At 31.3% G+C, this 16,182-nt stretch carries 14 protein-coding genes; 6 read left to right on the forward strand and 8 right to left on the reverse strand.

Features of this window, described 5'->3' with window-relative positions; genetic code table 11:
* The first annotated feature begins 5 nt into the window (after positions 1–5).
* Positions 6–938, forward strand: a complete 933-nt coding sequence (locus tag BGO27_05175; protein ID OJV12114.1) for a hypothetical protein — start codon at positions 6–8, stop codon at positions 936–938.
* A 61-nt stretch (positions 939–999) separates the two neighbouring features.
* The gene (locus tag BGO27_05180) at positions 1,000–3,096 is read left to right on the forward strand and encodes a hypothetical protein (protein ID OJV12115.1); all 2,097 of its coding nucleotides are present in this window, start codon (positions 1,000–1,002) and stop codon (positions 3,094–3,096) included.
* A gap of 28 nt (positions 3,097–3,124) precedes the next feature.
* Here BGO27_05180 and BGO27_05185 read toward each other — a convergent pair whose 3' ends face one another.
* The 4 genes from BGO27_05185 to BGO27_05200 all read right to left on the reverse strand — a co-directional run bounded on the left by BGO27_05185 (position 3,125) and on the right by BGO27_05200 (position 5,850).
* Positions 3,125–3,976, reverse strand: coding sequence for a hypothetical protein (locus tag BGO27_05185; GenBank protein OJV12116.1), 852 nt, complete (start codon positions 3,974–3,976; stop codon positions 3,125–3,127).
* Between the two features lie 10 nt (positions 3,977–3,986).
* On the reverse strand, positions 3,987–4,469 hold the full coding sequence (locus tag BGO27_05190; protein OJV12117.1) for a peptidylprolyl isomerase: 483 nt from the start codon (positions 4,467–4,469) through the stop codon (positions 3,987–3,989).
* A gap of 69 nt (positions 4,470–4,538) precedes the next feature.
* A complete protein-coding gene (locus tag BGO27_05195; protein OJV12276.1) occupies positions 4,539–5,231 on the reverse strand; it encodes a hypothetical protein in 693 nt (230 codons plus the stop codon).
* Between the two features lie 13 nt (positions 5,232–5,244).
* Positions 5,245–5,850: a hypothetical protein gene (locus BGO27_05200; protein ID OJV12118.1), complete on the reverse strand. Its 606-nt coding sequence runs from the start codon at positions 5,848–5,850 to the stop codon at positions 5,245–5,247.
* A 19-nt stretch (positions 5,851–5,869) separates the two neighbouring features.
* Here BGO27_05200 and BGO27_05205 point away from each other — a divergent pair, with 19 nt between their 5' ends.
* Entirely contained in the window at positions 5,870–8,272 is a 2,403-nt protein-coding gene (locus tag BGO27_05205; GenBank protein ID OJV12119.1) for a hypothetical protein, read from the forward strand.
* A gap of 38 nt (positions 8,273–8,310) precedes the next feature.
* Here the strand turns inward: BGO27_05205 and BGO27_05210 are convergent, their stop codons facing one another.
* Positions 8,311–10,278, reverse strand: a complete 1,968-nt coding sequence (locus tag BGO27_05210; GenBank protein ID OJV12120.1) for a hypothetical protein — start codon at positions 10,276–10,278, stop codon at positions 8,311–8,313.
* Between the two features lie 52 nt (positions 10,279–10,330).
* Between BGO27_05210 and BGO27_05215 the strand changes: the two genes are divergently transcribed.
* Both BGO27_05215 and BGO27_05220 read left to right on the forward strand, forming a co-directional pair.
* Positions 10,331–11,230: a hypothetical protein gene (locus tag BGO27_05215; protein OJV12121.1), complete on the forward strand. Its 900-nt coding sequence runs from the start codon at positions 10,331–10,333 to the stop codon at positions 11,228–11,230.
* 77 nt (positions 11,231–11,307) lie between these two features.
* The gene (locus BGO27_05220) at positions 11,308–12,060 is read left to right on the forward strand and encodes a hypothetical protein (GenBank protein ID OJV12122.1); all 753 of its coding nucleotides are present in this window, start codon (positions 11,308–11,310) and stop codon (positions 12,058–12,060) included.
* A gap of 34 nt (positions 12,061–12,094) precedes the next feature.
* Here BGO27_05220 and BGO27_05225 read toward each other — a convergent pair whose 3' ends face one another.
* Both BGO27_05225 and BGO27_05230 read right to left on the reverse strand, forming a co-directional pair.
* On the reverse strand, positions 12,095–12,982 hold the full coding sequence (locus BGO27_05225) for a hypothetical protein (GenBank protein OJV12123.1): 888 nt from the start codon (positions 12,980–12,982) through the stop codon (positions 12,095–12,097).
* 3 nt (positions 12,983–12,985) lie between these two features.
* The gene (locus BGO27_05230) at positions 12,986–15,196 is read right to left on the reverse strand and encodes a hypothetical protein (protein ID OJV12124.1); all 2,211 of its coding nucleotides are present in this window, start codon (positions 15,194–15,196) and stop codon (positions 12,986–12,988) included.
* Positions 15,197–15,363: 167 nt separating this feature from the next.
* On the opposite strand from BGO27_05230, the gene BGO27_05235 reads away from it, so the two are divergent.
* Positions 15,364–15,588, forward strand: a complete 225-nt coding sequence (locus BGO27_05235) for a cation transport regulator ChaB (GenBank protein OJV12125.1) — start codon at positions 15,364–15,366, stop codon at positions 15,586–15,588.
* A 3-nt stretch (positions 15,589–15,591) separates the two neighbouring features.
* Here the strand turns inward: BGO27_05235 and BGO27_05240 are convergent, their stop codons facing one another.
* Positions 15,592–16,176: a hypothetical protein gene (locus BGO27_05240; GenBank protein OJV12126.1), complete on the reverse strand. Its 585-nt coding sequence runs from the start codon at positions 16,174–16,176 to the stop codon at positions 15,592–15,594.
* Positions 16,177–16,182 lie beyond the last annotated feature (6 nt).

The following is a 16,182-nucleotide window of genomic DNA, read 5'->3' on the forward strand; positions in this document are numbered from 1 at the left end:
TGCAAATGCTATCTATACCCTTAGTTTTTAGTATATTAATCGCATCTATGGTTATATCTTACTGGGGTATATTCTTTTTACTTAAATACTTAGCAAAAAACAGCATTTTAGATATTCCCAATGAGAGGAGTAATCACAAAGTTCCTACTCCAAGAGGAGCAGGGCTTGCGCTTTTAGCTTCTGTAACTTTATTATGGCCAGTTTTTGGGGCTTACTTTATATATAGTTTTGAATATAATCTGATTATGACTACTGCCGTAGCAATATTAGGCGTGGTATCATTCATGGATGATAAAAAGCCTTTAAAACCTGGGGTAAGGCTTGGGGTTCATATTGCAGTTGCAAGTTTTACAATATTCTTATTAATGCCGCAACGAAATGTACTTTTACCAGAAAATGTGCCGGTACTAGTTGAGAAGCTAATGCTTATTATTTGTATGGCTTATTTTGTTAATATTTATAATTTTATGGATGGCATTGATGGTATAACCGCAGTTAACACAATCACGGTGTTACTTGGTATGTCAGTTTTTGCATATGTCAGTGGCATAGGGGAAAATTATATTTATTTATCAGGTCTTATCATAGGGTTCTGCTTCGCATTTTTAATATTTAACTGGCATCCTGCAAAGATATTTTTAGGTGATGTTGGAAGTGTACCATTGGGTTATTTAGTTGGAGCATTCGCTCTATACTTAGCTTATCACGGTTACTTATGGCAAGCTATGCTAATAAATGCATATTATATACTTGATGCAACCATTACAATATTAATAAGGCTTAAAAATAAAGAAAACATTTTAGAGGCGCATTCTAAGCACTTTTATCAAAAAGCAGTACGGAGCGGTAAGTTTACTGTAAAACAAGCATCTTTAGGGGTAGGGATGATAAACTTAGTTTTAGCATCAATTGCAATAGGTTTTAAATTTATGATCTGAAATCATATTATAAGTAAGTTATATCAGTATTAATTGCTATGTAATAAAAGGTTGGCTGGATATGAAAAGAAAAAGAAAAAATGATGATCAGGTAAGTCCAAGTAAAAAGATCAAAATTGATAATCAAACTTCATTATTTAAAACTAAAGCGCAAAACCTATTGGATTTACCAACTGAGATTTTATTTAATATATTTGAGTACTGTGACAATCAAGTAAGTTTATTTTTTACTAACAAGTTGATCAGGTCTATAGCATTAAAAATTGATAAATTGCCTTACATATCGGAAAATATTACTGGAGTAAATCAAATTGTTCATACAAAAAATTTAATTACCAAACTTGATGTTAGTAATTTTCAAAAGCATAAAAACCCTGTTTACTTAAATAAATTTAAAAATCTTACAGAACTAAAATTAACTTCATATAATATTGCACTACCTGCACCTCAATTTCATCAAAATTTAAAAAGGATATCTATTTACAAAGCAACTACGTTTGTATTTCAGACAAAAGCGGTTATTGTTAATTATTTCAAAAACCGTTATAAAATGAAGTATAATAACGCTGAGGAATATTGTAATAAACATAATGAATTCAAAAAATTAGAATATGCAAGAATTGATGTTGAGCATCTTCCTGGTGAATGGTTAAGTACACTTAAGTATGTTAATGATCTAAAAATTAATTCTAATTCATACTATTATATACCGGATAATATTGAGTTTTCAACAACAAAACTATCTATAAAATTCCCAACAGGATCGCGCATAATCTATCAAAAAACCATTACAGCTTTTAAAAATATAAAAGAATTTAGTTTAGAAGGAAATATAAATTGTGATGATCTTAAATACATACTTGCAGGTTTGCCTAAATCACTAAAGGTTTTAAATGTTAAATGCCCCTATGATTTAAAAAATAGAAAATTAGACTTAAGTCATTTTGACCATGTAGATGAAATCAGGATAGTATTTGATAGTTTCTTTCAAAGAAACAGCATTATTTGGCCTAAAAGTGTAAAAAAAATTGTATCAAAATGCCCATATTTTAAGCCGACAGATAATTTGCAGAATTTAGATAATACTAGAGTTGAGCAACTTCATATTGTGAGTGGTAGGCATGGTAAGCATTCGGCTGAAAACATTAGACTAAAATTTCCTAATGTAAAACAAATTAAGCTAAAAATATTTGCGGACCAAATGCCTGAACTTGATAATTTAAATCAATTTGATCAAGTGATTTTAGTAAGGCTGCAATATGATAATCTCGGACAAGAAGAGTTAAATAAGTTAAAGAAAGAATTTATGAGTAGCCCTGAAAAGCTAACGATTATTGATAAAAGTAATATTTTCGATGTAAATAATAGCGATTACTACTTAGAGGGCAAATTACCTTTTAAAATAAGGATTGACCCTAATAAAGATTATTTAAGACTTGTAGGTTCATATTTTAAGCGCAACAAAACAATACCGATTAATGAGATTGACTTTAACAAGATTAGTAATGCTAATTTTACTAATCTTGTTTTAAATGGTTGTTTCCAGCCTATAAATTTGTTTAACATACCTAAGACTGTAAAGAAAATTGAAATTTATAATTTTGGGGCTGACAAAGAACTTCAACCTGCCATAGTTAACAATATTATATATCTTAATCTAGATGGTAATTTTGAGTGTTTCTATGGAAATACTAAAATTGAAGCAGGCTTAGAAACTAAAAATCTGTTAATTGATGAAGATGATGCTGTTTTCTTTAGAAAATTTATAAACCCAGATTTGCTTAAAGCATTGTACCCAAAATTAGAGTCTGTAAAATTTAGAAATATTAATGATTTTTCAGGAATTGACTTATATCAATTATTGAGAATTGTAAAAGAAGTTGAGTTTCAAGATTGTGATATTTCAAAGATAAATCTTACATTTAATAGCTTTGAAGAGATGATAATTGAAAATAGGACGCTACCTGTAACATTACCTATAAACCTTAGATCTGTTACACTTAATAATAATTTCTTAAAAGAAGAGTTTAGAAAAATGCATCCTGAGTTTTCAGGAAATATTGAAGTAAAAGAAAAGGCTTCTATTAATGTATCATATGACTTAGATTATCGTTCTTTAGAAGATGAAGCAGAAAAAGCCTTTTTAAGTATGATTTGAATTTCGGCAAACTAAAGAAAGGTATGGATTACAATATATTGCAGCAAAGGTCATTGTCACGGCGTCTTCCAGCTTGTTTTGCCTCTATAACTGATCTATAGGTTATTGCATCTGAGTCGGTTACATATCTGTAAATATGCTCAATTATTTCATTAGGAATGCTACTCTTTGAATTGGTATTTATGCTCTGGAAAAGCTCATTTTTTGATATTAGTTTGCTGCATTTTACAATTTGTATAAATCCTTCAATAGATACAGTTTTGTCAGGACACAAAGTTTCTAAACATACCTCGTATTTTTCAAGTTCCCGAATAGTTTTACGTAAAGAAGCCTTTTTCTTGCACATTTTTTCAAAAAACCCCGGAATATCAAGCATACTATATGGTTTCAGCTTCATAAAATAATCAGCATTAATTACAAAGTCTACTACTTTACTGCTGTTGTCAATATTCATGAAATGGTAAATTTCACGGTTATAGCGATAAAATAAATATAGTACTCTAATTGAGCAATTATCATACAAAATAGGGCTGGTGGGATTGTTAATGCTATAAACCATATTAAATTGTACGCCAGGTTCAATAAATTTTAAGAAAACCTCGGTCATATTAACCCAGTTTTTCTCACAGGCATCTTTGAATCTTGAAAAGTTTCTATGAAACAATAACTGTATTCTAAGGGTTTTAGAACTATGATATAATATTGAGTGACAAATACGGTAAAGGTTATGAGTAAAAGCTTGGTGAAATGCGCCAATTTCATCTGTAGAGCCAATAATAAGGTCTTTAGTATTTTGTGACTCTACAGATTCAAGAATTTGGCTGACTAAGATATCATTGCCTTTTTTACAGGCTATAAGAAAATCCTGATACTTAGTCATAAATAATTAATTATTTTGTTTCTTCTGTCATGAACATTCTGAGAATGATATCGGGATCTTCTACCATACCGTTTTCTGTAGGAAGACCTTTTTTAATCATATCAACATATTCCATGCCTTGAGTAACTTCACCGAAAACAGTGTATTGACCATCTAAATGCGGAGAATCATCTAGCATGATGAAAAACTGACTATCAGCAGAGTCTGGATCCATAGCACGTGCCATAGAAACGATTCCACGTTTATGTTTAACTTTTGAAAACTCAGCCTTTTGTTTTTTGCCTGAGCCACCCATACCAGTACCTGTTGGGTCGCCAGTTTGTGCCATAAAGCCTTCAATTACTCTGTGGAATACTACTTTGTCGTAGAAACCTGAGCTTACTAATTCTTTGAACCTTGCAACTGTATTGGGCGCAACATCTGGGAAAAGCCTAATATGCACAATACCGTGCTCAAGCTCCATTATAACGTCATTAGAATCAGCATTTGCCATGTGAGAACTCCATAATAAAGATAGTGTTAATAATATTTTTTTAAACATATACCCCCCATTGTATATAAATTAATCAAGTTTAGCGTTTATAAGATCATGTACTTGCTTAGTAAATTCATCCTTACTTAACCCCAGAGGCAATGCAGGAAAAAACTTAATAGTTATAACACCAGGTTTTTTATAGAAAGCATTTCTACCCCAGCATTTTCCAGAATCAAGTGCTACTGGTATATACCGCGTTTCTACTTCTTTGTAAATCGAATATACGCCCGGGTTGAGTTTTGCAATCTCCCCATGATTGGTTCTTGTCCCTTCAGGGAAAATTACCACTTGTCGCTTGTTTTGTATTCTGTCTTTAGCGTCAAGCACTAGTTTTCGTAGGGATTTGCTACCTGCTGAGCGGTCAACCACTATCATTTTAAGAGCTATAAAAAAGAAATTTACAAATGGAATACGCATTAGTTCTTTTTTTAAAACAAAAGCAGGCTTATCTACAAAGGCGTAAAACATAAAGGTTTCCCATGCAGATTGATGTTTGGAAATATATAATGCATCGCTATTTTTAACGATATTTTCTTTGCCTTCAACCTTATGAGTAATGCCGCAAATATATTTAAGTCCTAAAACTGTTAAATGTGTCCAAATTCTGGAAGGATAGAACTGAATAGGCTTTATTAAAAGGACTGGACATAAGAAAATAGCAACACCAAATGTTACAAAGATAAAATATATATTAAAAATCAAGGATCTGATAAAAATCATTATTGCTCCAATATTAAAGTAATTCGGTAAAACCAAGGTTCACCATACATACTGTAATAATATATTTTAAGTATTCTGTGAATATAAGTTTGAATGTTCCTGGAAAATCCCACCATTTAGCTATTTTAAAATTCTCGGCATTTATGCCTTTCATCTTGTATTTCATGGATTTTGCTTTGATTTTCATAAGGTAGTTACTTCTTGGTACATGATAGTCCGATGTTATAATAAGATTATTTTTGCATCCCTGAAAAGATGCCCAAAAATCTGACTCCACAGCATTTTCAATGGTTTTGGTAGCAAAATAACCCATATGAACATTCACATGCTTAGACTTTATATCATTGATTTTTTTTATATCTGATAAGCTGGTTCCTTCCCATACACCTGAAATAAGCATTTTTTCTGATTTATATTTTTTATGAATATCCAGACCTGCGTCAATTCTGCCTTTGCCGCCTGTAAATACAATTATGCAGTCAAAACCTTTATATGAAAATTTTTCATGAGATATTTCGTCGATATTTCTTACAAAAACGAAAAAACCTATTATAAATGCTACTGATAACACTTGCAAAAACAGTATTAATATCTTTATTCTAACATGAGATAATTTCATTTTTCAAACGCATTAAAATATGGCAATTTTTCAAGTACAATCAAGCACTTACTTTTTTACTAAAGTAATATCAGTTATAAGAGAATATTACAAAATTCAAAACAACGATTTTACTAATGTAAATATTATCCTGCCAAATTCTCGTGCAGTGAGGTTTTTAAGCAATAGTTTTAACAGGCTGAAAATTACAAATTTGCCAAATATAAAGTCAATTTCAGAATATTATGATGAAATTCCTGATAAGTTTGAACAAGCCACAATTTTTGCCGAAATATATGGCAATTTCAAGTTTTTAGAAGGGCTTAAAATTTATCCGAAGTACTATAACATCTGGGAGACTTTGCTTGAATTTAATATATCTAAGGAAAATTTTAATGAGCTTCCTGTTGATTCTTTTCCAGCCCATGTAAAAGAAGCTTTAAGGCACATTGAATTTGCATTAAATGACTGGCCAGATCATTTAAAGTCTATTGGAAAACCAAATTTAATTATGAAGTTACTAAGTGCTATTAAAAATATTGAGTTAGACATTACTAACCATAAGCAAATAGCTTTATGCGGTTTTGATAGTAAAATTAAAAGCTTTGATAAAATGCTGAATCTTGCCAAAGAGTCTAACGCAAGCATGGTAATTGAGAAAATACCATCAAGTAAGTCATTTAAAAGCGAGGCTTATCAGCTTGATACAAAAATGCTGGAATGCGATTTTATATATAAAAAGCTGCTAGATAAGCAAGATAATTTCGTTGCTATAATATCAGAATCAAGAGATTTTAGGCATCAGATTTTTGACTATTTAAAGTCTTATGGCATGATCTGCGATATATCCGATGGTCTTAGTATAAAGCACCATTACCTTACAGCTTTGTTTTTTGATACAGCTGCAATAATTAGCCGCGAGCATACAATTATGCGGTTTTTATCAATTCTTAAAAGCCCTTGTTCAATTTTTACAGAGCATAAATATGTATTTGACGCGTTATATGATCATATAACAACCTCAAGACAAATTTATAGAAATATCAATGATTTGTTTGAAATTGATGCGCAAATTATTCAGAAAAAATATCAGGATTTCCCTAGTGATTTTGCAAATATTCTAAAGCAATGCTTTAATATAATTTTTGACCCACTGCTAGAAGGTACTTTACTTGAAAAACATAAATATTTGTTTGAGAAAATTTATAAGCCAGATGGTTCGTCAACTGAGCCTTTAATTATGGAATTGATTCAGGAATTTTTTGACTTAAAAACAGGATTTCTTAGACCAGAAGAATATATTGAGTTTGCAGAGCTTATGATGAATTCTAAAAATATATATATTCAGGATTATGCCAATTATCCAAATATTCGTATCATGTCGCTTAGGGAGGCATATTTACTTAATTTCGAGTATATCATATTTGCAGGATCCAATAATGAAGACTGGTATAATTTAAGATACAATCCATTATTCCCTGACCATATAAAGTCAATTTTTGGAATTAATCAAAAAGATAATATCCATAAAAACGTAAATTATTATATAGATATCCTTAAAACCTCATGCGAACATACATTTACCTGTCATAAATATTCAAGTGGTAAAATTATAAAACCCGCTGATTTTATTAATAGCGATATATCTAATATTAGTATGGCTGAAACCAAAGTGTGCTTTCCTGAATTTCCTGAAGAGTATTATGCTGAAAATAAGCCAAAAGAGCTTAGGGTAAGGGATTTAGAAATTTATGTTGAAAATGAATTTCAGTTTTACCTTGAGAAAATAGAGAATTACCGAGGCTTTCATCACGTGGGAAGTAATGGTAATAGCAGCGAGTTTAGCCTGACTATACGCAAAGTCATTTATTATATTTTCCGTAATATAAAGTCAGTAAAATCTTTAAAAACCATACTTAGAAGCTGCGAGTCTATTGCTTTTGCTACTATGAATCTAGAGGTTTTTACATACTATAAGCAGCGCCTCAGGCTTGTGGTGTATTACCTTTATAACAGGGCAAAAGAAGAACAAATTTTAAATTCAGATTTTTTATCTTCTTTCTCATATGAGGTTTTAGGGGTTACCTACAAAGGTGACATCGATATAGTAAATTTTGATTCTGGAAAAATCACCAAGTTTATAACTTCTCAGCTTCCTACCAAAAAATCTATTAAAGAAGGTACATATTTGCCTATAAGTCTATTTTTACTATCGCAAAATCTACTGCCTGAAAATTTAAATATAGAAATTACCAGAATTACAGGCGGCTTAGAAAAAACAGAAAGCATTTATATTGATATTGGTCTTGAAACTATAGAAAAGGCAAAAGAATATGTGGAAAACCTAACACAAAAATATTTAACGCAGCCCTTTAAATTAGATAAAGACTATTATAAAAACGATCGCAATAGCAAATATGCTTATGAGGCTGGGATAGAGTAGGTTAAATTTTATAAAAATTCAAATACTTTAACCATAACCTACATTCTCTCCAACCATTCTTGCATGTCCGCATCTACGCTTCCCAAACCCACTTGTTGTTCGTATGTAGGTGGCTGGTATCTATCACGATGCCTGCCGAAATGCTGTTTGGGAAATCGGTTGATATCTGCTTCAATCATAACCATATTCCAGTTAACATTAGGACTTTGAAGTTTTAAAGCATCTAAATCAACATTCATGTCTTTTAAAATTAATTGTCTAAGTGACGCTGGGAAAATAAATTGCTTAAAGTCACAACTTGTAATTTCGATACAGGTAAAGTTTGTATTGCTTAAATTAATATAATATTCAGCGCAATTATTAATACATAATGTGTGTACCTTTGCAGAAAAAGCACTAAGCATTACTTTAGATATTGGATAGTCATTATTTATTTCTTTGATATTATTGATTATAATTTTTTCAAGATTAGGCAGGTTTGTAGCTAACGCTTCGGGGTTTAGGCGTCCACCAATTATATAAAAATTATCAGGATTAAAAATTAGCGTTTGTACATTTGACAGTGCAACCTTAAAACCGCCTGAGTAATGAGGTGTAAATGTTTGGAAATCTGCATGTAAGTTATTTATTACAAAATGATACCATGCGTCTGAAGTAGTAATATTTACCAATACGTTTTTAGTTAAACTAGGGACTTTCAAAAAAGTAGCTGAATTTTGAAGTTTAAGTAAATCTAAGAATTTTATTTCAAATGGTTCAAAATCATCTAATTCTAAATGATAAGTTAATGGTATATTTTCTGAAGACAAAGTTGGTGGAAGATCTAGTGAAACTAAGCCTAAACTATTGGATTTAAGGTTTCTAATAGTTATTTTTGGCATCATGTTATATTGGAATAAATATTGTTTAAGTTCAATATTAGGGGTAGAGGTTGTGGGCAATAATGTATAATCAATAACAATTTCAAGATTTTCAAAATTAGATTGCGAAAGCCCTCTAAATTCAGGAATGGTAAGATTAGGGGAGTTTAGGGAAGGCTCAAAATTTGCCACAAACTTAACTTGATTGGGGAGTTGCAGGTTTGTAATATACCCTTTAAAATCATCAAATCGTAAAATCAGGTTATTAAGTTTTATTTTTTCAAATACTTTGCTGTAATTTTGTCTATTATCAAAATAGGTCTCAAATGTTCCGATTTCTTTTAAATTATCTGGGAATACAAGCTTACAGTTTTTAGAATCAAGATATAAATTGTTAATTCTTTCTGGCCATATGATATTTCTTGTATCTAAGTTTGATTCTTGTAAAGAATATTTAAAAAAATTGAGATGCTTAAACCTGGATATATTAAATTTCAATATTGAGATAATGCTGTTATGTATTGAAAGCGTTTCGATGTTAGCTGGCAATGACTTTAATAATAAATCAAAACTCTCTATAATTTTATCGCTAACAACGAAATTTTCCTTAGGTTTTATATATAGCCTTACATGTTTGACATTTGGGAAAATTTTGCCAATATCTACAGGATTAAACTTTGATAGTAAAATATTAAGCCCAAGAGTATGAGTATGTTCAAATGTTAAATTTTCACATAAAGTCGCTATTTTATAATCCATAAAAGCAATTTTAGCATTTACAAACGCATCCATCTGTAAAAACTTTATATTTTTGATATTTTTCAGGGTTAGCATCATAAGATTTTTGTATGTAATATTACTTCTATTGCTATCAGGTATAGTTATATTATTCAGGTAAATTTCTCTAATGTTTTCGGGGAATACGGACGAGTTAATTCTTAAATTTGAAATATGCAATTTTTCAAGTTCAACAAAGTTTACCAAATATTTTATAGTTGAAGTGTTTTCTGCACTACCTTTAATAGTCAGGCTATTTAAATGGCTGTTTATTATTCTGCTTAAGGAGGTGTATTTTTTTTTGAATTTATTTACTGACTTGAAAGTTTCTGATTTATATTCTGAATCTATTTGCATTTTATCTTGCATAAAACTGCCCTAAAACTAATATTAAATTAAATTTATATAAAGTTAGTATTGTATGTTTAAATTGTGGTATCAAGAATTTTTAGATTATTTGCAAAATATTCGCAATTATTCCTCTCTTACAATTGTATCGTATGAAAATGATCTTAAGTATTTTACTAATTTTATTCAAGATCATATTGGTAGCGAAATTACGCTTAGTAAACTTGCTAACCTTACTATTACCGATTTCAGAAGTTTATTATTTAAAAGGTCACAAGATAATTTTGACTCAAATTCAACGCGCAGGTTTGTATCTACCTTAAGAAGCTTATACAAATATCTTGCTGAGAAGCACAGCATTCAAAACAAGGCTATTCAGGTTTTAAAGTCCCCTAAAACCAAGGAGAGAATTCCAAAAGCTATTCATCAGGCTGATTTTCCTGAAATTGAGTCTATGCTTGACGAAATTAATGATCATCCATGGGTATTGAAACGTGATATTGCATTACTAACGCTTATATATGCTTGTGGTCTTCGTATTAGTGAGGCGCTCAATATCAGGAAAAATGACATACAGCATGACTATATTAAGGTGCTTGGTAAAGGAAATAAGCAGCGTTTAGTGCCATTAATTAGTATAGCTAAAGAAAAGCTTGATCAATATATACTATCCATTCCATATAGCATAGAGGGGGGAAGTGAAATTTTTTTAGGACTACGGGGTAAAAAGCTTCAACCTGCTGTTTTTAGTAGAAAAATAAAAAATATAAGAATATTACTTGGTCTTGATGAAAGTTTAACTCCCCATGCATTCCGTCATAGTTTTGCCACACATTTATTAGAGAATGGTGCTGATTTAAGATCAATTCAGGAATTACTGGGGCATTCAAGCTTATCCACTACCCAAATTTATACTAAAGTTGACTATAGTCATATTATGGATGTATATCGTAAAACTCACCCAAATAGCTAGAGTAATAAGGTCTTGACGTTTTGTTAATAAGCTGTTAGTTTCCTGCTGATTTTTAATTTAAAAAAGGTGTTTTTGAAATGGCTGTATTAATGACAAGCTCCCCATATAATTATCCAACATATTTACATAAATTTGTTGTTTCTGATATTATTAATCCTCAGGAATTATACAAAGTTCTAGATAATCCAGAGCTTTTAGATAGCTATATTAAAAGTGGTGTAGATTTAAGCCAGGAGATTCCTATGGAGTTTTGTATTACTACTAATAGCTTTGGGCAAACTCAAAATGTTATTTTTTCGGGTAAAGCTACATTACTTCATGCAATTGTATTTTATTCACTAGACACAAATGTTATTGATATTTTAAAGCAAAACAATGTTGATTTAAATCTTAAGGCAGAGTTCATTGGATCATTTAATGGTGGAAAGCCAGAAGATGGTACTATACTTCAGATTCTTGCGGGTTATGACGATACTAGAGACATGGTTATGTCATTATTAGAAAATGACGCTAAGACAAATATACTCAATTCACAAGGTGAAACATTTATCGATATATTGAACTTCCCTGAATATAATTATGATTATCGAGCAGAAGCTATTAAGTTTATGGAAGATCATGATTTAATTAACTTAGAGCCAATTACATTTGATCAATATCAGGCAAGTTTAGTAGAGCTTATAGTAGAAGAGCCAGTTCAGGCAGAAGAAGAGGCTTGTGTTCCATCTGTAGAACAAATTGAGCATCAGCCAGAAGAAGTAATAAGCGCACAAGAAGAGACAGGATGGTTCGATAATATTGTAAACACTGTTTATGGCTGGTGGCACTAGAATATTAAAAAAAGGGGACTTCACTCCCCTTTTTTTATAATGATTTGGTTGTATTAGGCTGCTTTAAGCAAAAATCTCGATATGAATCGGCAGCTACTTTATCAACATGATCTAAAATAAGTGCCTTAACATCGTTTGGAAATATGTCAGTTTTGGTAAAGGTATAAATGCTAATAGAATTTTTTATCGCTTCGGATAGAGTCCAAATATCATATCCATAAAACTTACTTATAATACCGGAGCAATCAATGCTCAATCTATGTTCAAGCTCTAAAATTTTCAAAAACCATTTATAAATACCCTTCTCTTTAATGTTATCTATAATAAACTTTTTTTGATCATTATTTCCACATTTATAAAGAAAATATATTGTAGCTACTGATTTTGATTTCTCGATATTGTTATCAATTATGCTATCATTAATAGTTATTTCTATCATTTTAGTTTTTTGCTCAAATGTTGGGGTGTTCTTAAATAACCATATTGCTAGTTCATGTACCCCGTGAAAACATGCCTTACTGAAACTCTTTGTAAAGCTTTTCTCAATGATAGAAATCTTTTGTTTTTTATCAAGTTCTGGCCATAACCATTTTATATTATTAAGAGTCGCATATTCAAATCCCTCAATAAATTTTTCATTTATGTAATTACTTCTAAGTTCAGGTGCTGTACTGTCCCATATAAACTTTGCTATAGGAATAATTGGCTGGTTAGTAAATCCATATATAAAACCATTAATGGCCATTGGCATTCTCAAGCTTTCATCAGTCCATTCCAAAAGTAGCTTAACAATGTCTATCATACCCATTTCACATAATTTGCCAAATGCTTGAGTCTGATCTTTAAAATTTCCATTTATAAAAATTCTGCGCATATTGGTTAAATCTTTTTCAAAGTAGAAATGTATAAGTAAGTCTTTCATTGTTTACCTTTTCAATAAATTAGTGATTTTGCTTAATAGCTGATGATAATCATATGGTTTTACGATGATATCTTTAATTCCCATAGTATAAGCCTCCTGAATTTCCTTAGAATTTTCATCTAGACCACTTTGAATCAGGCATGGTATATTTTCAGCAATTTGGTTTTCCTTAATCTTTTTAAGAAATTCAATTCCATTCATACCTGGTAGCATTAAATCAAGAACAATTAAATCAGGCTTTTGATCGTGACTTTGCAATATTTCTATAGCCTCAATGCCACTATACGCACTAATAATATTAAGACCACCATAATGCATGGCGGATAACATGAGCATGTCATGCGAAGATTTTTCATCATCAACTAGCAAAATAGTTTTAGTGGTGCTTACGCTGGCTGCTTTTTCAGAGGGGGCTTGCCCACCACTTATAATGTGTAGAGCAGGGAGGGTGATTTTAAAAATAGCACCTTTAGGATTATTATTCTCAGCCCAAATTTTACCTTTATGCGCCTCAATGATCTCCTTGCATATTGCAAGACCTAAGCCTGTGCCACCTGAGTCATTTGATGTAAGGGAGCTTTGAACAAAAGGTTCAAATATTTTGCTTAGCTCAGCTTCAGGAATGCCTATGCCTTCGTCGTATATTTCAATTTGTATTGCTTTTTGATTACTTAACTTTGCTTCCAAAAGTTTTATAGTAATTTTTCCTTTTGCGGTATATCTGATGCTGTTGCCAATGATATTCCTAAGTAGCTGGGATATTCTAATCTCATCGGCTTCCATGATAATGCTATGATAACCACTACTTTCGAGAACAATTCTGACCGATTTGTCTGCAAGGTAAAGTTCATTAAACTCTTCAAGTAAGTCATCAATTAAAGGAATAAGGTCAAGCTTGGTAAATTGAATATGCATTTTTCCAGCAGAAAATTTAGATAAATCAAGAATGTTGCCTACAAATTTTGTAAGGCGTGCGGTATTTTTTGCGATAATATTTACCTGACGCTTTCTTTCAGGATCATCAATTTCATCCCACATTTCATTTAAAAGCTGAGCTGTGCCATTAGCGGCATGAATAGGCGTTCTAATTTCGTGGCTTAAGTTATTAAGTATGCGGGTTTTAGCCTTTAATGCATGTTCAAGCTCTTGCTTAACGTTTTGTATTTCTAACAGTTGATTTGAAAGTAAATCAAGTTCAAGAGAGTTAAACTTAGGTAAGGATGCATCTTTACCATCGCGAATATTGCCTGCAACTTTTGCAAGTAAAATAATAGGTTTATAGATTAAACTTCTCATTATAATCAGTAATGCTATAGATACCGACCCTATTAAAATTATTGTAAATACAATAGGAAGTACCTTACGGTTAATCAGATGTTTTAAAAACGAGCTTTCATAGCCTGCTAATATTAGATAAGGAATATTGTTAAGCTTTTTATAGTAATAATAGCTCGACCCTTCAAATTTAATGGGATCTAATGTAAATCCCTCGCTTGAATCAAGTGCTATTTTTGGGAATTGAGTGTCATCTCGCACTTTGCTATTAGTCTCTAAAGCTAATTTATTGAAGCGCGTATCTATTACTGCAAAACGTATTTCGTCATTACAAATCTCATATGTAATTTTCTTAGCGAATTTTGTTATATCAAAACCTACACCTAATGTTCCTAAAAATTTGCCATTAAGGTCTGTAATACCCATCCCTACAGGTATTATCCAGTTGCCACTTGAAAGCCCGTAACTTGGTTTGTCAAAATGAATTTTCCAGGGTTCTTCATTTGATAATTTAGCATATAAACGATGAGTGGCATCTTTAGGAGTATCCAATACACCAACAGAGCTACTAACCTGAACCTGATTATTGTGGTCTATCCAGTCAAACAATGTCCATGAAAACAAATTTTTAGATATTTGATTATTAAGAAGTTTGCCGTTTAGTACTCTGGCAATTTGACGCTTATCATGGAATTTATCGGTATCAATTAATTGGTCGGCCGTCACTTTAAATATTTGATCAACATATCCAAATGATTCGTTTAATATAATTTCAATTCTTGTTCCGACTAATTCAAGCTCTTTAATTTTGGCATTTTTTTGTTCATTATATATAAAATATGCTGATAAAAGAGCAATAACAAGGGTTACTATTGATACAGCGACAAACGTAAGCAAGTATTTTTTTCTTAAGGACTCTATATAAAATCGACTTACCATAGCGCTTCTCCTTTTTGCAATTTAGGCGGTTTATAACATATGGATAATCAATTGCAAGGCTATAATGAAATTTTTAATAAAAAAACACATAAAGATTGATTAATATTACAAATGCTTTAAAAATGTTTAATAGCACGGAAGGTATGTTTTTAATATTGGAGTGAAATATGCCTTATAATAAAATTACGGATTTACCTGATGGTGTAAAAAAACACCTGCCTAAGCATGCCCAGGAAATTTACTTAGAAAGTTTTAATCACGCCTGGGAAGAGTATAGGCAAAAAAGCAAACGTAGAACAGACGAGTCGTTGGAACAAATTTCTCATAAAGTCGCATGGAGTGCAGTTAAAAAGAAATATCATAAAGTAGGTACTGACTGGAAAGAGAAGTAAATTTTAAATATCCAAAATTTTATGTACTTGCTGTCTTAAGAATGGCAGTAAGTCTCTTTCAAACCATGGGTTCTTTTTTAACCAAGCCGTATTACGCCAGCTAGGGTGGGGAAGTGGTATGAATTTTGGTAAGTATTCTTGCCAAGCATACACTGTTTTAGTCATGTTTTCTTTAATTTTATCTTTTAAATAGTATTTTTGTGAATAAGAACCAACAAGTAGCGTTAGCTCTAGATTAGGCATTAAATTTAATAATGATTCATGCCACAGCTTTGAGCATTCTTTTTTTGGCGGTTTGTCTCCACCGTTTTTGTCTTTACCAGGGTAACAAAAACCCATTGGAATGATGGCAATTTGTTTTTCATCATAGAAAGCTTCTTTGCTTAAGCCAAGCCAGTCACGTAAGCGGTTGCCAGATGCGTCATTCCACGGTGTATTGCTATCGTGAGCTTTAGTACCAGGAGCCTGACCAATTATTAGAATTTTCGCAGATTTTGTAGTTCTAATAATAGGACGGGGTCCAAGTGGCAAATCTGTACAAAAATTACAGTTCCTAATGTTCCTTAATAATATTTCGAGATCATCCATATGAAT

The organism is Alphaproteobacteria bacterium 33-17 (genome assembly GCA_001897445.1).
GTDB lineage: Bacteria > Pseudomonadota > Alphaproteobacteria > Rickettsiales > 33-17 > 33-17.